We start from the raw sequence: 19,220 nt of genomic DNA on the forward strand, positions 1-19,220 counted from the left end.
GCGGACAATAGCCCTTCAAATTAGTTAAGGGGGCGTCTAAAAATGACAGATGTTGCATTCGACCGTGCGGTAGGCGATCCGACGCCTGTCCAGCCGGCTTCCAGGCCAAATCTCGACAAGGGTTTTAACCCGCTCACGATGATCCTGTTCTTCGGCATCCTTGCCGCAGGCCTGCTGTTCGTTGCCTACAGCATCTATGTCGACGTCAACGCGACCGGCACGAAGGTGACGACCTTCCTGCCCTACATCCTCCTGTTCGTCGCGCTGCTGATCGCGCTCGGCTTCGAATTCGTCAACGGCTTCCACGACACCGCCAACGCGGTGGCGACCGTGATCTACACCCATTCGCTGCCGGCTGAATTCGCGGTGATGTGGTCGGGCTTCTTCAACTTCCTCGGCGTGCTGCTGTCCTCCGGCGCGGTCGCGTTCGGCATCGTCTCGCTGCTGCCGGTCGAGCTGATCCTCCAGGTCGGCTCCAGCGCCGGCTTCGCCATGGTGTTCGCACTGCTGATCGCCGCGATCATCTGGAACCTCGGTACCTGGTATTTCGGCCTGCCCGCCTCCTCCTCCCACACGCTGATCGGCTCGATCATCGGCGTCGGCATCGCCAATGCCGTCATGCGCGGCCGCGACGGCACCTCGGGCGTCGACTGGAGCAAGGCCACCGAGATCGGCTACGCGCTCCTGCTGTCGCCGCTGTTCGGCTTCATCTGCGCCGCCGTGCTGCTGCTGTTGCTCAAGTTCATCGTGCGCAACCCGGCGCTCTATGCCGCGCCCGAAGGCAACAAGGCGCCCCCGCTGTGGATCCGCGGCCTGCTGATCGCGACCTGCACCGGCGTCAGCTTCGCCCACGGCTCGAACGACGGCCAGAAGGGCATGGGCCTCATCATGCTGATCCTGATCGGCACCGTGCCGACGGCTTACGCGCTCAACCGCGCGCTGCCGGAGAGCCAGGTCGCCCAGTTCCAGAAGGTCTCGGACGCAGCCTCCAAGGTGATCGCGGCCAAGGGCGCCGGTCACTCGATCATCGGCGATCCCCGTCCTGCGGTGACGCAGTACATCACCTCGCACCACATCAGCGAAGGCACCTACCCCTCGCTGTCGGTGCTGGTGAAGGATGTCGGCGACCAGGTCGCGAAGTACGGCTCGCTCAACAAGGTACCGGCGGAAGTGGTCGGCAACACCCGTAGCGACATGTACCTGACCTCGGAAGCGATCCGCTTCCTGATGAAGGACAAGGAAAACGACCTCAACAAGGAAGAGGTCGCGACCTTGAACGCCTACAAGGGCGGCCTCGATAGCGCCACGAAGTTCATCCCGACCTGGGTGAAGGTCGCCGTCGCCATCGCGCTCGGCCTCGGCACCATGGTCGGCTGGAAGCGCATCGTCGTCACCGTCGGTGAGAAGATCGGCAAGACCCATCTCACCTACGCACAGGGCGCCTCCGCCGAGCTGGTCGCCGCCGCCACGATCGGCGCCGCCGACGTGTTCGGCCTGCCGGTCTCGACCACCCACGTGCTGTCGTCGGGTGTCGCCGGCACCATGGCCGCGAACGGCTCGGGCCTGCAGATGGCGACCATCCGCAACCTGCTGATGGCCTGGGTGCTGACGCTGCCCTGCGCGATCGCGCTGTCGGCCACGCTCTACGTGATCTTCTCGCGGATCTTCTGAAGCCGATCACGCGCCTCAAAGACAAAGGGCCCGTGCGATGCACGGGCCCTTTTCGTTTGTGCTTCGGGGGTCGGCGTTAAGACGCCGCGAGCGATTCCTCGACCAGCTTGACCCAATAGGACGTGCCGAACACGATCGCCTCGTCGTTGAAATTGTAGGCGGGGTGATGCAGGCCGGCGCTGTCGCCGTTGCCGCAGAAGATGAACGCGCCGGGCCGCGCTTCCAGCATGTAGGCGAAATCCTCGCCGCCCATCAGCGGCGGCATCTCGTGCACATTGGCCTCGCCGGCAACGTTCCTGGCGATGCGCCGCGCCACCTCGGTCTCCGCAGCGTGGTTGTTCACGACAGGGTAGTTGCGCTTGTAGTGCAGGTCGATCTTGGCGCCGGTGATCTGCGCCACGCCCGCCACCACCTCGTGCACGCGCTTCTCGACCAGCTTGCGCACCTCCGGCGACAACGTGCGGATGGTGCCCCTCAACGTCGCAGTCTGCGGAATGACGTTGCGGGCATTGCCGGCGTGGAATTCGCAGATCGAGATCACGGCCGATTCCAGGGGATCGACGCTGCGGGCGACGATCGACTGCAGCGCGGTGATCACCTGCGCGCCGACCAGCACGGAATCGACGCATTTGTGCGGACGCGCGGCATGGCCGCCGAGCCCCTCGATCATGATGTCGACTTCGTCGGTCGCCGCCATGATCGGACCCGGCCGGATCGCGAACGAGCCGATCGGAATGCCCGGGCCGTTGTGCATGCCGTAGACCTGCTCGATGCCGAAGCGCTCCATCAGGCCGTCCTTGACCATGGCCGCGCCGCCGGCGCCGCCCTCCTCGGCCGGCTGGAAGATCACGACAGCATCACCGGCGAAGTTGCGGGTCTCGGCGAGGTAGCGGGCCGCACCGAGCAGCATCGCGGTGTGGCCGTCATGGCCGCAGGCGTGCATCTTGCCCGGAGTCTTGGAGGCGTAAGGCAGGTTGGTCTGCTCGTCGACGGGCAGCGCGTCCATGTCGGCGCGCATGCCGATCACCTTGAGCCCGTCGCCGGCCGGCTTGCTGCCCTTGATCACGCCGACCACGCCGGTCTGCCCGAGGCCGGTCACAACCTCGTCGCAGCCGAACTCGCGCAGCCGGTCCGCAACGAATGCTGCGGTGCGGTGGACGTCGTACAGCAGCTCCGGATGCTGGTGGATGTCCCGGCGCCAGGCCTGAATATCGGGTTGGAGGTCGGCGACGCGGTTCACGATGGGCATGGAGGGTCTCAAGCCTTGTTGGGAATACAGGACTGTCTACCATGCAAGCACCAGTCCACCTAACTCCCGTGGATCGAGGGCCCCCTGTGCTCTCGTCATGGCCGGGCTTGTCACCAGCTTGTCTTGGCCATCCACGTCTGACTATTAGGACGGAAAGCGCGTGGATGCCCGGGACGAGCCCGGGCATGACGCCTGTTTGGGTGGAAGCAGAATGCCGAGGCGCCTCGAAGGTGAGTTTGACTACATTGTCGTCGGAGCCGGCACCGCCGGCTGTATCATCGCCAACCGCCTCTCGGCCGCATCGGGGAATCGCGTCCTCATTCTCGAAGCCGGCGGCGACGACAACTGGATCTGGTTCCACATTCCGGTCGGCTATCTCTTCGCGATCGGCAATCCGCGCTCGGACTGGATGTTCAAGACCGAGGCGGAGCCGGGCCTGAACGGCCGCTCGCTGGCCTATCCCCGCGGCAAGGTGATCGGCGGCTCTTCGGCGATCAACGCCATGATCTCGATGCGCGGACAGGCCGCCGATTACGACCACTGGCGCCAGCTCGGCATGACCGGCTGGGGCTATGACGACGTGCTGCCGCTGTTCAAGAAACTCGAAGATCACTTCCTCGGCGCGAGCGAGCATCACGGCGCCGGCGGCGGCTGGCGCATCGAGGCGCCGCGGCTGTCATGGGCCGTTCTCGACGCCGTCGGCGACGCCGCCGAGGAGATGGGCATCAAGCGCATTCCGGATTTCAACACCGGCGACAACGAAGGCACCAGCTATTTCCACGTCAACCAGAAGCGCGGCCGGCGCTGGTCGTCGGCGCGCGGCTTCCTCAAGCCGGCGCTGAACCGCCAAAATCTGCGGCTCGAGAAGAACGTGCTGGTCGACCGTCTCATCATCGAGCAGGGCCGCGCCGTCGGCGTGCGCTTCATCCAGAATGGCGAGGTTATCGAGGCGCGCGCCAAGCGCGAAGTGATCCTCTCGGCGGGCTCGATCGGCTCGGTGCAGGTGCTGCATCGTTCCGGCATTGGTCCCGCCGACTGGCTGTCGCCGCTCGGCATCGACATCGTGATGGACAAGCCCGGCGTCGGCCGCAACCTCCAGGACCATCTCCAGCAGCGCGCGATCTACAAGGTCGAGGGTGTGCGCACGCTGAACGAGACCTACTACAATTTGTTCCGCCGTGGCCTGATGGGGCTCGACTACGCCTTCCGCCGTCGCGGTCCGCTGACCATGGCGCCGTCGCAGCTCGGCATCTTCACCCGCTCAGACGCGACGCGCGCCCGCGCCAACATCCAGTTCCACGTGCAGCCGCTGTCGCTCGACAAGTTCGGCGATCCCCTGCACCGCTTCCCCGCGATCACGGTGAGCGCCTGCAATCTGCAGCCGACCTCGCGCGGCACGGTGCGGCTGCGCTCGGCGAGCCCGGACGAGAAGCCGATCATTGCGCCGAACTATCTGTCGACCGACGACGACCGCCAGGTCGGCGCCGACGCCATCCGCACCACGCGACGACTGATGCAGCAGAAGGCGCTCGCCAAATATCGCCCGAGCGAATATCTGCCCGGTCCCACCGTCGGCGACGACGATGCCTCTCTCGCCAAGGCCGCCGGCGACATCGGCACCACCATCTTCCATCCCGTCGGCACCGCGAAGATGGGCGCGGCGAATGATCCGATGGCGGTGGTGGACGAGCGGCTGCGTTTCTACGGCCTGAGCGGCCTGCGCATTATCGACGCGTCGATCATGCCGACGATAACGTCAGGCAATACCAATACGCCGACAGCGATGATCGCCGAGAAGGGCGCGACGATGATTTTGGAGGACGCGAAGTAGCGTCCCGTCCCCATGATCAATCCACATCGCTTCTCCATCGGCTCCACTGACGCGCAGATCGCGATGCTGCAATGGGGCGAGAGCGGGAGGCCGCCCGCGCTGCTCGTGCACGGCACCGGTTTCGTCGCCGACGTCTGGGACGAGGTCGCGCGCGAGCTTGCATCGACCTACACCGTTTACGCGCTCGACCGCCGCGGCCACGGCGCGAGCCACAAGCCCGATGCCTATCATTTTCTTGATTATGCCGAGGATGTCTGCCGGGTGATCGATGCGCTCGATCTGCGCGACGTCTACGGCATCGGCCACAGCGCCGGCGCGACCGATCTTCTGCTCGCGACGAAACTTCGGCCCGGGCGCTTCACGCGCCTGTTCGTGATGGAGCCGACCGTGATGGACCCGCGCGCGGCGCGGCCCGGGGGATTGAACGAAGACTCCCTCACCCGCGTCCAGGGCACGCTGCGCCGGCGGGCCGAATTCGACAGTGCCGACACCGTGTTCGAGCGCTACCGCGCTGCGCCGGCGTTTGCCGATTGGACCGAGACCTCGCTCCGGGCCTATGTCCAACACGGCTTCGTGCCGCTCGAGAATGGCCGGGTTCGGCTTTGCTGCACGCCCGAGATCGAATTCGCAATCCTGCGTCCGATCTACGAGGCGATGGAGCAGGTCTATGTCGGCGATGCCCGCGGCAATCCGTTTGTCTCGCTCACCGAGATCGACTGCCCGGTGCGCGTCACCACTGCCGAGAAGTCGGGACCGATCTACAAGGAGATGGCGCGACGCGCCGTGTCGCTGATTCCGCGTGTCAGCACGATGGTCTTCGAGGGTGCCGGGCACTGCGTGGCGCAGGAAGTGCCGGAACGCGTGGTAGCCGCCGTGCGGGAATTCGCGAAATAAGTCTCGCGCCCCGGACGCGCTGCAGCGTGCAACGCTGCTGCGCAGAGCCATAACGCGTCGAAGACGCGCGTGAACCCGCTCTTGGGCGCTGCATCGCGTCCGGGACACGAGACCCCCACCTCACGAAAACGTCATCGCATCCGGGAATAAGTCCACCCCTCCCCCAATCAACTCCCCGAAGCCCAATTCCGGGCGAAGTGGAGACGTGCGATGAGCGGACACGATCACGGGGACGGCGTCAGCCGCCGCAAGGTGCTGGAATGCATGACCTGGGCCGGCACCGGGGTGCTCTGGACCATCACGGGCGGCGTGCCGCGCTCGCTCGGCATCATCGATTCCGCGCAGGCCGCCACGGCAGCCGCGCCCGGCATGACCTTCCTCCAGATCAGCGACAGCCATGTCGGGTTCGACAAGCCGGCGAACCCCAACGCGCTCGGCACGCTGGAGGAGGCCATCAACAAGATCAACGCAATGCCGGCAAAACCCTCCTTCATGATCCACACCGGCGATATCACGCATCTGTCGAAGGCCGCCGAGTTCGACAATGCCGACCGCATCATCTCGCAGAGCAAGCTCGACGTGCACTACGTGCCTGGCGAGCATGACTTTCTCGACGAGGAGGTGAAATTCTATCGCGAGCGTTACGGCCGCGGCACCAAGGGTGCAGGCTGGTATTCGTTCGACGCCGGCGGCGTACACTTCATCGGCCTCGTCAACGTCGTCGACCTCAAGGGCGGCGGTCTCGGCAATCTCGGCGCCGAGCAACTCGCCTGGCTCGAGGACGATCTGCGCGGCAAGTCGAAATCGACACCGATCGTGCTGTTCGCGCATATCCCGCTCTGGACGGTCTATCCCGAATGGGGCTGGGGCACCGAGGACGGCGGTCGCGCGCTCGAATACGTGAAGGGCTTCGGCTCCGTCACCGTGCTGAACGGCCATATCCATCAGGTGATGCAGAAGGTCGAGGGCAACGTCACTTTCCACACCGCGCGCTCGACTGCGTTCCCGCAGCCCGCGCCGGGGACCGCGCCCTCGCCCGGACCGATGAAGGTCGAGGACGCAAAGCTGCGCGGCATGCTCGGCGTCGCCAGCATCAACTTCAAGCAGAACGAGCAGCGGCTCGCGATCATCGACACGCCACTGCAGGGTTGATCCAAGATTGAACGGAAAAAGGCTGAACGGAAGCTGACAATGAAAACACTCAATCGCCGCGACTTCGGTGTCGCCGTCGTCGCGGCCATCCTGTTGCCCGCAACGACGGCCCGTGCCGACGACATGGAAGTGCATATCGACAATTTCGTTTTCCAGCCGGCCGAGTTGAAGATCAAGCTCGGCACCACCGTGACCTGGACCAACCGGGACGACATCCCCCACACCGTGGTGTCGGCCGGCAAGTTCAGGTCCAAGGCCCTGGACACCGACGACAAGTTCTCGTTCACCTTCACCAATGCGGGCGACTACAAATATTTTTGTTCGTTGCACCCGCACATGACGGGGATGATCAAGGTTGAGTAACGTCTCAAACCAAGGCATCAACGTCTTGCCCGGCCGGTGGTCCCACGCCGGCCGGGCTCGTGTGCCTTCCGTCACACACGGGGACGAAACAAACAGGGACGAAACAACGCGACGCGCAGAACAAGAGGCAAAGCGAGGAGCGATGCCCGCCAACGACGATTTGCAGAAGGCGCAGCGCTTCCGTGAAGCCGCGCTGCCCTATCTCGACGACGTCTACACGCTCGCGCGCTATCTGCTGCGCGATGCCTCTGATGCCGAGGACGCGGTGCAGGAGTGCTATCTGCGCGCGCTGAAGCACTTTGACAGCTATCGCGGGCCGGCGATGAAGCCCTGGCTGTTCGCGATCCTGCGCAACGTCTGCAACGCAGAGTATGCTCGGCGCGCGCACAGGCCCAGCGCGATCGAGGACACGCCCGGCGCCGCCGAGCAGACGCCGATCTGGCAGGAGAGCGAGGCGAGCCCCGAGACCGAAGTGCTGCGCAGCCGCGATGCCGGCGCCATCCGCAAGCTGATCGACGCGCTCGCCGAACCGTTCAAGGAAACATTCGTGCTGCGGGAGATCAACAACCTGTCCTATCGTGAAATCGCCGAGGCCGTCGGCGCCCCCGTCGGCACCGTGATGTCCCGCCTCGCCCGCGCCCGCGCCATGCTGCGCGCGGCCTGGACGGCGGAAGAGGAGCACTCGAGATGACCTGCGACGAAGCAAAAATCCTGCTTCACGCGCTGCTCGACAACGAGCTCGATGCCGGCCACGCGCGCGAGGTCGAAGCCCACATTGCCAGTTGCCCGGACTGCGCCGCGGAGTTTGCCGCACAACGCGAGATGCAGCGCGTGCTCGCCGACACCGATTTGCGCTATGCCGCGCCGGCTAGCCTGCGCGCCCGGATCGAAGCCTCGCTGCCACAGCCGCAGCGCCGGCAACCGACCCGCCGCTCCGTGCTGCGCGGCTTTGCGATGGGCTCTGCCGTGTCCGCGCTCGCCGCCTCCGGCGTCGTCGCCGTGGTGCTGCGCCAGGACGACCAGCAGCGCATCCTTTCGGAGGTCGTCTCCGCGCATCTGCGCTCGCTTCAGGCCGGCCATCTCATCGACGTGGTCTCCACCGACCAGCACACCGTGAAGCCGTGGTTCAACGGCAAGCTCGACGTCGCCCCGCCCGTGATCGATCTCACCGCGCAAGGCTTCACGCTGGTCGGCGGCCGGCTCGACTATATCGACGCACGCGCCATCGGCGCGGTCGTCTACAAGCGCCGGCAGCACGTGATCAATTTGTTCGTGTCGCAGACATCGAACGCGGAATATCGCGCGCCGAAGACCGAGACCATGCAGGGCTTCAACTGCCGCCGCTGGGGCAATCGCGGCCTGAACTTCTGGGCCGTCAGCGATATCGGCGCCGACGAGCTCGCCGAGTTCGTCGACAAGTTCGAGGCGGCGATGAAGGCGAATGTAGAGGGGTAGCTGGCACCACCGTCATAGCGTGCGGAGCGAAGCAACCCAGCCCGCATCCGCAGAGGGATATTGGATTGCTTCGCTTCGCTCGCAATGACGACCGCTGAGATAGATCGGCGAATTTACGCCGACCGCCGCACCGCGTTGTCCACCAGCGTCTTGCCGAGCGACCAGATCGCGCCGGGGACCTTGTGGCTGCCGGCGATGACGTCGTCAAAGGCGCGCTCGATCCAGCCGCAATCTTCCTCGGTGATGGTGAGCGGCGGCAGCAGCTTGATGGTGTGGCTGCCGTGACCGGCGACTTGCGTGAGGATCTTGTGGTCCTTGAACAGCGGCACGGTGATGAGCTGGCAGAACAGGCCCTTGTTGGCAGCTTCCAGCACGTTCCAGGACGCCCGCAGCCGCAGCGACTTCGGCGGGCCGAACTCGACGCCGATCATCAGGCCCTTGCCGCGCACTTCCTTCATCAGCTCGTAGCCAGGCACCATGCGCGTCAGCGCGAGGCGCAGCTCGGCGCCGCGCTTGGCGGCGGACTCGATCAGCTTCTCGGATTCCATGACGTCGAGCGTCGCGATGCCCGCGGCCATCGCCAGATCGTTCTTGGAGAAGGTGGAGCCGTGCACCACCGCGCGGTCCATCTGGTTGAAGATCTTGTCGAAGATGCTCTTGCGCGTCAGCACGGCGCCGACCGGCACGTGGCCGCCGGACAGCGACTTCGACAGCAGCACCATGTCGGGCTCGACGTTCCAGTGCTCGACCGCCAGGAATCGGCCGGTGCGGCCCATGCCGGTCTGAATCTCGTCGGCGACGAACAGCGTGCCGTATTTCTTGCAGAGCGCGGCAGCGCCCGGCAGGAACTCGTCGGTGGGCATGTTGACGCCCTTGCCCTGGATCGGCTCGACGACGAAGGCCGCGACCTCGCGTGAAGCCAGCGCCTTTTCGAGCGCGGCGAGGTCGTTGAACGGAATCGAGGTGCAGCCGGGCAGCAGCGGCTCGAAGCCGGTGCGGAAGTTCGAATCACCCGTCAGCGACAGCGCGCCGTAGGTCAGGCCATGATAGCCGTGGGCGCAGTAGACGATGCCGGGACGGCCGGTGGCGCCGCGCGCGAACTTGATCGCGGCTTCGACGCATTCGGCGCCGGAATTGGCGAAGAACGCCTTGTCGAGATAGGGGACGTATTTCAGCAGCCGCTCGGCGAGCACGCCGGCGAGCACCGAGACGTCGAACTGGACCAGATTGGGCAGGTCGGCATCGAGCACGCTCTTGAGCGCCTCGCGCATGACAGGGTGATTGCGCCCGATCGCGAACACGCCAAAGCCGGACAACAGGTCGAGATAGCGCGCCCCCTCGCGATCGTAGAGGTACTGCCCCTGCCCCTTCTGGAAGCCGACATCGTAGCCGATGGTCTTGAGAACCCGAACGAACTGTTCGTTCAGATACCGATTATGCAGGGTGCTGCGCTGGGCCTGACGGTCCGCGAATAGCTGAGACATGTCTGGATTTGGGCTGTGCATCCGCTACATACTTCGCTTGAGGGCCGGCTCGTCAACTGAAAAGGGACCGTTACCGAAAACGGTCTGTGCGGCCTTTTGCCCTTTTTCGGACCATCTTCGCAAGCACAGCTTTAAACCATGTTGCACTGCCAAGGAACTATCATGCGTTTAGCCCTTTACACCGGACTAATACTGGCTGGTGGTTACACCTGCCTGACACCCGCGCTCGCCGCCGATCCCACCGGCGACTGGCGGGTCGCCGACGCCGTCGCCAACATTCGTGTCGCCCAATGCAATGGCAGCATGTGGGGCGCGGTTTCCTGGGAAAAACAGCCCGGCGGCCGCGATGAATACAATCCGGATCCGTCGAAAAAGACCAGGCCGACGCTGGGCATGGCGACCCTGATCGACATGAAGAAGAAGCCCGGCGTCGATCAGTGGGAAGGGCAGGTCTACAACGCCAAGGACGGCCAGCTCTACAGCGCAACCATCACGACCGTCGGCACCGACCAGCTCGAAATCAAGGGCTGCGTGATGGGCTTCCTCTGCGGCGGCGAGACCTGGACCCGCGTCGCCCCGCCGATTCCTTTGAGCACCGCCAACGCCATGGCCAAGGGCGCGCCGAAGCCCACCGGCGCGGCGCCGAAAGCCCAAGGCAACAACGGCGGCACCACAGGCGGCCCGACAACAGGCGGCACGACCGGCGCCAGCGCCACAGCGCCGGCCCCTGCCCCCGCAGCCCAGAAGACCGCCACCACCACCGCCAAGCCCGGTCAGAAGAACGCCGCCGACCCGGTCGGCGACATCTGCCTACTCCCTGAGATTGCGGGGTTTGCCCATTAGGGCCGGCTGGAACAGCAGCACTGCGGCAAGCGTCGTCACCAGCGAGAGTGCGAGCAGCTTGCCCATGCTGGACGTTCCGGGGTGGCTCGACAGCCACAGGCTGCCGAACGCGGTCGCCGTCGTCAGCGCGCTGAAAAAGATCGCGCGCGTCAGGCTGGTCTGGAGCAGGTTTGTCCTGCCCGAGCGCCAGGCCACGACATAATAGATCTTGAAGGCGACGCCGACGCCGAGCAGCAGCGGGAACGCGACGATGTTGGCGAAGTTGAGCGGCAGGCCGATCAACACGCAGATTTCGAGCGTCACCGCGCCGGCGACCAGCAGCGGCACCAGCGTCATCAGCACGTCGACGAACCGCCGCAGCGTGATCCAAAGCAACAGGCCGATCACCAGCAGCGCGTAGATGCCGGCGTGGATGAACGCCTTCACCACGGTGTCACCGGATTTCAGGATCGAGACCGGCCCGCCGATCGCGGTCGGCTCGGCAGCGAGCACGGCGGCTGCAAACTTGCGCAGCGTGTCGTTGTCGTTGGGATCGCCCTTCGGCTGCGCCTCGACGCGGATGATCCCGTCCTTGCTCTTCCAGGCGCTGACGAGCTCGGGGGGCAGTGAGGCCAGGGTGACCGGCCCGGCCTGCATCGCGTTCCTGAGCTGGCCGAACGCGATCTTCAGCGGCGTGACGAACACGTCCTGCGCCTTGTTCCGCGTGGCCTCGTCGCCATTGGCGAGCTTTTCGAGCGCGTCCGCCAGCCGGCGCGAGGCGACGGCACCCGGGCCCTTCGTGTCACCGGCGGTCCGGCGCAGATTGTCGACCGAGGATTTCAACGCCTCGACGTTTTCCTTGTCCGTTGGCGCAGCGTCGACCTGGTCAGGATTGAGCGCGGGGTTGAGCACCTTGGCGCCCTGCGCGAGCAGCTTCAGCTTTGGCGCCTGGTCGGTCGGCACGAAGCTGTCGAGCGACATCACGCGCAGCACCTCCGGCACCTTCTCCAGCTTCGCCTCGACCTGCCTCGCCTGCTCCTCGGACGTGGTCATCACGTTGATGGCATTGGCGCCGGTGTTCGGATCCTTGCGCAAATCGAGGAAGGTCGCGATCGACTCGGCCTTCGGGTTACGCAGGTTCATCGGGTTGAAGTCGAACTTCAGGAAGTAGAGCAGCGGCAGGCCGGCGAGCGCCAGCAGCAACGTGCCGCCCACGACCAGCACACGGTGCTTCTCCAGAAAGTAATCGAGCGGCGCCAGGAAGGCATAACCGACGGGCTCCTGCTCACCGGGCGGGTTCAACAGCTTCAGCATTGCGGGCAGTACGGTGATGCTGGAGAGGAACGCCACCAGCATGCCGACGCCGGCGATCTGGCCGAGCTCGGAGATGCCCTTGTAATCGGTGGGTAGGAAACAGAGGAAGCCGGCGGCGGTCGCCATTGCCGCCAGCGACAGCGGCACCGCGGAGCGCTTGGCGGCAAGCACCAGCGCGCCGGAGAGATCGTTGTGCTTGTAGCGCTCCGAGCGGTAGCGGACGCTGTACTGGATACCAAAATCGACGCCCAGTCCCACGAACAGCACGGCGAACGCGATCGACAGCAAATTGAACGAGCCGACCATCATCAGGCCGGCAGCGGTCGTCAGCGCAAGGCCGACGAAGAGATTGACGAACACCGCGAAAATGATCTTCGACGAGTGCAGCGCCATCCACAGGATGAGCAGCACGACCAGCACAGTCCCGACGCCGTTGACGACGGCGCCTTCCTGGACGGTGGCGTATTCCTCGTTGGCGATCGGGACCGGACCGGTCAGTCGCACTCGTGCCTGGTACTTGTTCGCAAAATCCAGATCAACTGCCGCCTTGCGGATCGCGTCGGTGGCGCCCTTGCCGGGCTCCAGCGCGTTGTAGTCCAGGATCGGCTTGAACTCGATGAAGGCGCGCTTATCGGAATCCGTCAGCGGCTCGTCGCTGACGAGCTCACGCCAGGAGAAGCTCGCTTTGCCCTTGTTGAGCACGGTCTCGACCGTTTGCGCGATCTGATTGAAGGGCCGCGCGGTATTGTCGAGCTTGACCTGGCCGCGCTTGACGCCGGCAAGTCCCGTCTCCAGCGCGCCGGTCAGGCCGCGGATCGAGGGATCACCGGCCATGATCTCGACCAGGGGCGCTGCGGATTCGAACTGGCTGGTGATCTTGCCGACCTCTTCGGTCGGCAGGAACAGCAAGCCGTTCTTCTCAAAGAACTCGCCGGTGCCGAGCTGCTGCATCGACTGGAAGTCGGTCTTGTTGTCCTTCAGCTTGGCGAAGAGCGCATCCGCTGCCGCGGTCGCCATCTCCGGCGTCCTGGCCTCGACGACCGCGAGAATCGTCGCGTCGCGGTCGAAGGCACGGTCGAATTGCTGGTCGCGCTGGCGCCAGTCCAAATTCTGGGCAATCAGCGAATTGATGTCGGTGTTGATGGCGAAATGTTTAGACGTGTAATAGCCCGCCCCGACCGAAAGCAGGAGCCCGAGAACGACGACGAGGGAGGCAAACCGGGTGCAGGCCCTGACGATGGCAACGACTACGCTTTGCAGCATCTTTTCTTTCTGCGGTTAACAGCTTGCCGGAAACGCCCGCTGTTTATCGGAGTTCCCCGGCGAAACCTATTGCTGTTTTGAGTGGTTCTCGCCGCACGAAGGTTCGAGGTAAACGGCGACAGACCTAGGCAAAATCATGCGGGGCGGTCGGTATAGCCGGTGACTTGAGGCGGGAAAGTGGCGAAGCGGTGAGCACAAATGTCGCCATTTTGCTCAGAGCGCATGCCCTATTATAATACCGCGGATGCGCACGGTAACGGAACCAGGGTTTCATCCGGTCTTTCCTTTTTGCCGATTTTTTGACACAAAGTGCTGTGCCTCCATGCGCCGGGGCCCAGGTAGGGTGGGCGGTTACCGCGTGCGCGAAACCAATGGTGCGGTTATTGCAACTCATTGGACAGTATCGAAGTGCCGCCGGGGACTTGAGAAGCGGATTGGTGCAAATTGCGTGATGGGCGTCCTATGGAAGTTTATCTAGCGCAGCCGCGCGGCTTTTGCGCGGGCGTGGTGCGTGCGATCGAGATCGTGGAACGGGCGCTGGAGAAGTACGGCCCGCCCGTCTACGTGCGCCACGAGATCGTGCACAACAAGTACGTGGTCGAGAGCCTGAAGAACAAGGGCGCGATCTTCGTCGAGGAACTGTCCGAGGTTCCGCCGAAAGCCGTGACCGTTTTCAGTGCCCATGGCGTCGCCCGCAGCGTCGAGGAAGAGGCTGCCGCGCGCGACCTTCCGGTGCTCAATGCCACCTGCCCCCTGGTCACGAAAGTTCACAATCAGGGGAAACGCTACATCTCCAGGGGCCGCACCCTGATCCTGATCGGCCATGCCGGCCACCCCGAGGTCGAGGGCACGATGGGCCAGGTTCCCGCCCCGGTGCTGCTTGTCCAAAGCGTTGAAGAGGTTAAGGCCTTGACGCTGCAGGCGGATACGCCAGTGGCCTACATCACCCAGACCACCCTGTCGGTCGACGACACCAAGGACATTATTGCGGCCCTCCAGGCCCGCTTTACAGATATTCAAGGCCCGGATATCCGGGATATCTGCTATGCGACACAGAACCGCCAATCTGCGGTAAGGGACTTGAGCAAGCTGGTCGACGTGATCTTGGTGGTGGGCGCTGCCAATAGCTCGAACTCGAACCGGCTCCGCGAAATCGGCACTGAGGCCGGCGTCGCGAGTTATTTGATTGCCGACGGCAGCGCGCTCAATCCGGAGTGGTTGAAAGATGCCAAGACCGTCGGCGTCACGGCCGGCGCTTCGGCGCCTGAGGTACTCGTGGATGACGTGATCGAAGCGATGCGGCGGATCGGACCAGTCAAGGTCTCGGTGCTGCCGGGCCGCGAGGAAAACATCGAATTCCGGCTTCCGGCCGAACTGGCTGCGAGCTGACCCACCCGAATTCCTAGCCCAGAAAGAAACTTGTAATGGCTATCCCCTTCTTCAAGGAAATGCGTATCGGCGGCTATTTGCTCAAGCAGAAACTGCTTGGCCGCAAGCGCTATCCGCTCGTGCTGATGCTGGAGCCGCTGTTCCGCTGCAACCTCGCCTGCGTCGGCTGCGGCAAGATCGATTATCCGGATGCGATCCTCAACCGCCGCATGACCGCCCAGGAGTGCTGGGACGCGGCCGACGAGTGCGGCGCGCCGATGGTCGCCATTCCCGGCGGCGAGCCGCTGATCCACAAGGAGATCGGCGAGATCGTGCGTGGCCTGGTCGAACGCAAGAAGTTCGTCTCGCTCTGCACCAACGCGCTGCTGCTCGAGAAGAAGCTCGACCTGTTCACGCCCTCCCCGTACCTGTTCTTCTCCGTGCATCTCGACGGCCTGAAGGACCATCACGACAAGGCTGTGTCGCAGAAGGGCGTGTTCGACCGCGCCGTCTCCGCGATCAAGGCGGCCAAGGCGCGCGGCTTCACCGTCAACGTCAACGCCACCATCTTCGACGGCCATCCGGCCGAGGAGATCGCGAAATTCCTCGACCTCACCGTCGAGCTCGGTGTCGGCGTCTCGATGTCGCCGGGCTATGCGTATGAGCGTGCGCCGGACCAGGAGCACTTCCTCAACCGCACCAAGACCAAGAAGCTGTTCCGCGACGTCTTCGCGATGGGCAAGGGCAAGAAGTGGAACTTCATGCATTCCGGCCTGTTCCTGGACTTCCTCGCCGGCAACCAGGAATACGAGTGCACGCCGTGGGGCATGCCCGCGCGCAACATCTTCGGCTGGCAGAAGCCCTGCTATCTGCTCGGTGAAGGCTACGCAAAAACCTTCAAGGAGCTGATGGACACCACCGACTGGGAGACCTACGGCACCGGCAAGTACGAGAAGTGCGCCGACTGTATGGCCCATTGCGGCTACGAGCCGACGGCTGCGACCGCTGCCATCAGCCACCCGCTGAAGGCGATGTGGGTGTCGCTGCGCGGCGTCAGGACCACGGGCCCGATGGCGCCCGAGATCGACATGACCAAGCAGCGTCCGGCGCAGTACATCTTCTCGGCGGAAGTGCAGAAGCGCCTGTCGGAGATCCGCAAGGACGAGGCGGCCGCGGCGCAGGAGAAGGCAGCCCGCAAGGCTTCGACCGCCGCCTAAGCACGCAAGTCGGTACGAACGAAAAAGGCCCGGTCGCCACCGCGACCGGGCCTTTTCATCTTCGGCGCGAACGCCCCGAGGCAACGATATCCGTGCTGCGCCCACACCATGTGATCCTTGCGGGACCCGGCCTGCAGGCATTCGACATGATGCGCCGCGCCTATGAGGAGCGACTTGAGCAACCGGTGTTGCCATGGCTGCTCAAGTCCACGGCGATCTATCTGCGTCCAAGCGAGTCGGCGGCAATTGTCGGAGGCATGATGCGACGGACGCTGTGGGTCGTGGACAGAAACCGCATGGAAGCGACCGAGTGAGCAGGCACCAAAACGCAAAGGGCCCGGTCGCCAACAGCGACCGGGCCCTTTGCTTTATCGCATCAAGAGGTCAGGCCGCCTTTGAGACCAAGGCCTCGCTGTCGACGAGCTCGGTGCCGATCAAATAGTCGCGGCAGCCGCGCAAGCTACGCAGCGCGCGGTTGAAGTCGATGCCGGTCGAGACCAGCGCATGCAGCGTGGTCGGATTGCGCACGATGCCACGGAACACGGCGGCGAGATCGATCTGGCCGTTCGGCTTGATGGCGGCGCGGGCGAGCGCCGGCAGCGCGCGATGGGCGGGATCGCTGATGACGCGGACCGCGGCAAAGGGCAGCCCCGCCTCGGCGGCGTAGGCGGCCGCGATGTGGCTCTCCATGTCGACGGCAGAGGCGCCGGTTTCCGAATGCAGCGCCGCCTTGCAGGACCGCTTCGTGACCACCTCCTCGGCGCCGGCAAGGCTGCCGCGCACCACGCGGCGGCGGCCCGACGTCAGGCGGTCGATCAGGTCGTCGCCGAGCGACAGGCCCGCGGCCCAGCGGGTATCGCCGGAGAGCACCTCGGTCGCCAGCACGACGTCGCCGGAGCGCAGCGTCGGGTCGAGCCCGCCGGCCACGCCGAACGAGATCACGCCGCGAATCGTCTCGGGATCCACCACCGTCAGCAGCGCCCGCAACTGGGTCGGGCTGCTCGACGAGCAAATGACCGCCATTCCGGGCCCAGCCGCGATACGGGCCTCCTGAACCAGCCCAGTCACGATCAATATCGGCCGCGGGTCGATGGCATTACCCACGGTCAGATAGTCCCCCGTCCCCAAAGTCACATCCCGACCCCTACCACCCTGCTGTTGGTGTTCCGCAAGTTCCGATACCGCGCCAACGCCCACAGCGGGAAGAACTTCGGGTAACCGTGATAACGCAGATAGAATACACGAGGAAAGCCTGTGGCGGTGTACCGCTGCTCGTCCCACAGTCCTTTTTTGTTCTGTGTTGCAATCAGGTACTCCACCCCGCGGGCGACGGCCGGGTGATCAACCTCGCCAGCAGCCATCAGGGCAAGCAAGGCCCATGCCGTTTGCGAGGCGGTCGAGGGAGACGCCTCCCAGCCCTTGTAGTCGAGACGGTAGCTGACGGCGTCCTCGCCCCAGCCGCCGTCCTTGTTCTGGATCGAGGCCAGCCAGTCGGCGGCTTTCCGAATCATCGGGTCGTTATGGCGGACGCCGGCCATGTTGAGGGCACAGAGCACCGACCAGGTTCCGTAGATGAAGTTCATGCCCCAGCGGCCGTACCAGGACCCCTCCGGGTGCTGGGTCTTCCTGAGGTAGGCGACCCCGTCGGCCACATGCTTGCTGGACTTCTCGGTCTCGCCGAGCTGGGCCAGCATGGAGACGCAGCGCGCGGTGACGTCCTCGGTCGGCGGATCGAGCAGCGCGCCATGGTCCGAGAACGGGATGTTGTTCAGATAGTATTCGAGGTTGTTGACGTCGAAGGCGGCCCAGCCGCCGTCGTCGCTCTGCATGCCCTCGATCCACTCCCGGCCGCGGTCGATCGCGGCGTCATAGCCGGTCGCACCGTGCTCCCGTCGCATGCGGTCCATCGACATCACCACCACCGCGGTGTCGTCGAGATCGGGATAATGGGCATTGTTGTACTGGAAGGCCCAGCCGCCCGGGCGTACGTCGGGCCGCTTCACCGCCCAGTCGCCCTTCACCTCGAGCTCCTGCTTCGGGATCAGCCAGTCGAGGCCCTGCTTGGCCGCAGGCACGGCTATGTCACCGCCGGCTTCCAGCAGCGCGTGGGCGGTCAGCGTCGTGTCCCACACCGGCGAGACGCAGGGCTGGCAATAGGCCTCGTCGCCGTTGAACACGAGCAGCTTGTCGATGCCCCGGCGCGTGACCGCGCGCGGCGGATAATTCTCGTCCTTGCCGAGCGCGTCATACATCATGACGATGTTGGCCATCGGCGGATAGATCGCGCCCATGCCGTCCTCGCCGTTGAGCCGCTCCTCGGTGAAGGCGAGCGCCGCATCGATCGCGCGCTGCCGCAGGCTCTTCGGAAACATCGGCTCGATCACGCGCAGAATGCCGTCGAGTGCACGAAACAGCACGAACCAGGCCATGCTCTGGTGCGGCGCCTTCGCGGTCATGCCGATCGAGCGCGGATCCTGGAGAAACAGCTCGTCGATCCCGACGCCCTTGGGATTCTTCGCCAGCGGCTTCAGCGCGGCAAGAACCATCAGCGGCACCATGGTGGTGCGGGCCCAGTAGGAAATCTTGTTGATGTGGAACGGCGACCAGAACGGCAGCAGCACGATCTCGATCGGCAGCACCGGCACCGCGCGCCAGGTCACCACGCCGAACATCGCAAGCAGGAAGCGCGTGAAGACGTTGCTGTGGATCGCGCCGCCGCGGGCATGGATCGCCTCGCGCGCACGCACCATGTGCGGGGCGTCGACGGAATCGCCGATCATCTTGAGCGCGAAGTAGGACTTCACGCTCGCGCTCATGTCGAACTCGCCGTCATGYACCAGCGGCCAGCCGCCATGGGCGCCCTGTACGCGGCGGAGATAATTGCCGATCTTGGCCTCGAGCACGGCGTCCACGGGCTCTGCGAGGTAATGGCGCAGCAGGACGTATTCGGCCGGAATCGTGCAGTCGGCCTCGAGCTCGAACACCCAATGGCCGTCGGATTGCTGGAAGCCGAGAACGCCTTGCGTCGCCGACGCAATGCTCGATTCCAGGACGCCCGATTCCAAGGCTTCGCGGCTGGTCGCGTTCACGGCATCCATGTCGCTCGATTGCTCCGATAGTCGATTGAAGTTTGACCG

General features: G+C 64.7%; 15 protein-coding genes and 1 pseudogene. 11 read left to right on the plus strand and 5 right to left on the minus strand.

Annotation, left to right across the window (positions count from 1 at the left end):
* The first annotated feature begins 42 nt into the window (after positions 1–42).
* The gene (locus AC1DW2_RS08450; RefSeq protein WP_477005707.1) at positions 43–1,671 is read left to right on the plus strand and encodes an inorganic phosphate transporter; all 1,629 of its coding nucleotides are present in this window, start codon (positions 43–45) and stop codon (positions 1,669–1,671) included.
* 76 nt (positions 1,672–1,747) lie between these two features.
* On the opposite strand, the gene AC1DW2_RS08455 is transcribed toward AC1DW2_RS08450, so the two are convergent.
* Positions 1,748–2,920, minus strand: a complete 1,173-nt coding sequence (locus tag AC1DW2_RS08455; RefSeq protein WP_085403878.1) for a M20 aminoacylase family protein — start codon at positions 2,918–2,920, stop codon at positions 1,748–1,750.
* A gap of 211 nt (positions 2,921–3,131) precedes the next feature.
* Between AC1DW2_RS08455 and AC1DW2_RS08460 the strand changes: the two genes are divergently transcribed.
* The 6 genes from AC1DW2_RS08460 to AC1DW2_RS08485 all read left to right on the plus strand — a co-directional run bounded on the left by AC1DW2_RS08460 (position 3,132) and on the right by AC1DW2_RS08485 (position 8,615).
* Complete coding sequence (locus AC1DW2_RS08460; RefSeq protein ID WP_208085720.1) at positions 3,132–4,751, plus strand: GMC family oxidoreductase; 1,620 nt, start codon at positions 3,132–3,134, stop codon at positions 4,749–4,751.
* Between the two features lie 12 nt (positions 4,752–4,763).
* Positions 4,764–5,645: an alpha/beta fold hydrolase gene (locus tag AC1DW2_RS08465; RefSeq protein ID WP_477005708.1), complete on the plus strand. Its 882-nt coding sequence runs from the start codon at positions 4,764–4,766 to the stop codon at positions 5,643–5,645.
* Between the two features lie 210 nt (positions 5,646–5,855).
* The gene (locus AC1DW2_RS08470) at positions 5,856–6,797 is read left to right on the plus strand and encodes a metallophosphoesterase family protein (protein WP_085403881.1); all 942 of its coding nucleotides are present in this window, start codon (positions 5,856–5,858) and stop codon (positions 6,795–6,797) included.
* Positions 6,798–6,836: 39 nt separating this feature from the next.
* On the plus strand, positions 6,837–7,160 hold the full coding sequence (locus tag AC1DW2_RS08475) for a cupredoxin domain-containing protein (protein ID WP_028146964.1): 324 nt from the start codon (positions 6,837–6,839) through the stop codon (positions 7,158–7,160).
* Positions 7,161–7,302: 142 nt separating this feature from the next.
* Positions 7,303–7,851 (plus strand): sigma-70 family RNA polymerase sigma factor, encoded by a 549-nt coding sequence (locus AC1DW2_RS08480; RefSeq protein WP_028146963.1) that lies wholly within the window; start codon positions 7,303–7,305, stop codon positions 7,849–7,851.
* Complete coding sequence (locus tag AC1DW2_RS08485) at positions 7,848–8,615, plus strand: anti-sigma factor family protein (RefSeq protein WP_063984628.1); 768 nt, start codon at positions 7,848–7,850, stop codon at positions 8,613–8,615. Before AC1DW2_RS08480 ends, AC1DW2_RS08485 begins: the two co-directional genes overlap by 4 nt.
* A gap of 113 nt (positions 8,616–8,728) precedes the next feature.
* On the opposite strand, the gene hpnO is transcribed toward AC1DW2_RS08485, so the two are convergent.
* Positions 8,729–10,120: an aminobacteriohopanetriol synthase HpnO gene (gene hpnO, locus AC1DW2_RS08490; RefSeq protein WP_028146959.1), complete on the minus strand. Its 1,392-nt coding sequence runs from the start codon at positions 10,118–10,120 to the stop codon at positions 8,729–8,731.
* A gap of 141 nt (positions 10,121–10,261) precedes the next feature.
* On the opposite strand from hpnO, the gene AC1DW2_RS08495 reads away from it, so the two are divergent.
* Positions 10,262–10,942 carry a DUF2147 domain-containing protein gene (locus AC1DW2_RS08495; RefSeq protein ID WP_477005709.1) on the plus strand — a complete coding sequence of 227 codons (681 nt, stop codon included), beginning with the start codon at positions 10,262–10,264 and terminating at the stop codon, positions 10,940–10,942.
* Here AC1DW2_RS08495 and hpnN read toward each other — a convergent pair.
* Positions 10,910–13,498: a hopanoid transporter HpnN gene (gene hpnN, locus AC1DW2_RS08500; RefSeq protein WP_063984630.1), complete on the minus strand. Its 2,589-nt coding sequence runs from the start codon at positions 13,496–13,498 to the stop codon at positions 10,910–10,912. The two genes, AC1DW2_RS08495 and hpnN, sit on opposite strands and share 33 nt — an antisense overlap.
* A 462-nt stretch (positions 13,499–13,960) precedes the next feature.
* On the opposite strand from hpnN, the gene ispH reads away from it, so the two are divergent.
* The 3 genes and pseudogenes from ispH to AC1DW2_RS08515 all read left to right on the plus strand — a co-directional run.
* Entirely contained in the window at positions 13,961–14,887 is a 927-nt protein-coding gene (gene ispH / locus AC1DW2_RS08505) for a 4-hydroxy-3-methylbut-2-enyl diphosphate reductase (protein WP_063984631.1), read from the plus strand.
* 35 nt (positions 14,888–14,922) lie between these two features.
* Positions 14,923–16,083: an adenosyl-hopene transferase HpnH gene (gene hpnH, locus AC1DW2_RS08510; RefSeq protein WP_477005710.1), complete on the plus strand. Its 1,161-nt coding sequence runs from the start codon at positions 14,923–14,925 to the stop codon at positions 16,081–16,083.
* A 68-nt stretch (positions 16,084–16,151) separates the two neighbouring features.
* Positions 16,152–16,397: pseudogene (locus AC1DW2_RS08515) on the plus strand (ROK family protein); the annotation flags it as partial.
* 70 nt (positions 16,398–16,467) lie between these two features.
* Here AC1DW2_RS08515 and AC1DW2_RS08520 read toward each other — a convergent pair.
* Positions 16,468–17,217, minus strand: coding sequence for a phosphorylase (locus AC1DW2_RS08520; RefSeq protein ID WP_071915696.1), 750 nt, complete (start codon positions 17,215–17,217; stop codon positions 16,468–16,470).
* The gene (gene shc, locus AC1DW2_RS08525) at positions 17,214–19,181 is read right to left on the minus strand and encodes a squalene--hopene cyclase (protein WP_477005711.1); all 1,968 of its coding nucleotides are present in this window, start codon (positions 19,179–19,181) and stop codon (positions 17,214–17,216) included. The genes AC1DW2_RS08520 and shc overlap by 4 nt, the downstream gene beginning before the upstream one ends.
* Between the last annotated feature and the right edge of the window lie 39 nt (positions 19,182–19,220).

This window comes from Bradyrhizobium sp. P3_C3, from assembly GCF_056402655.1.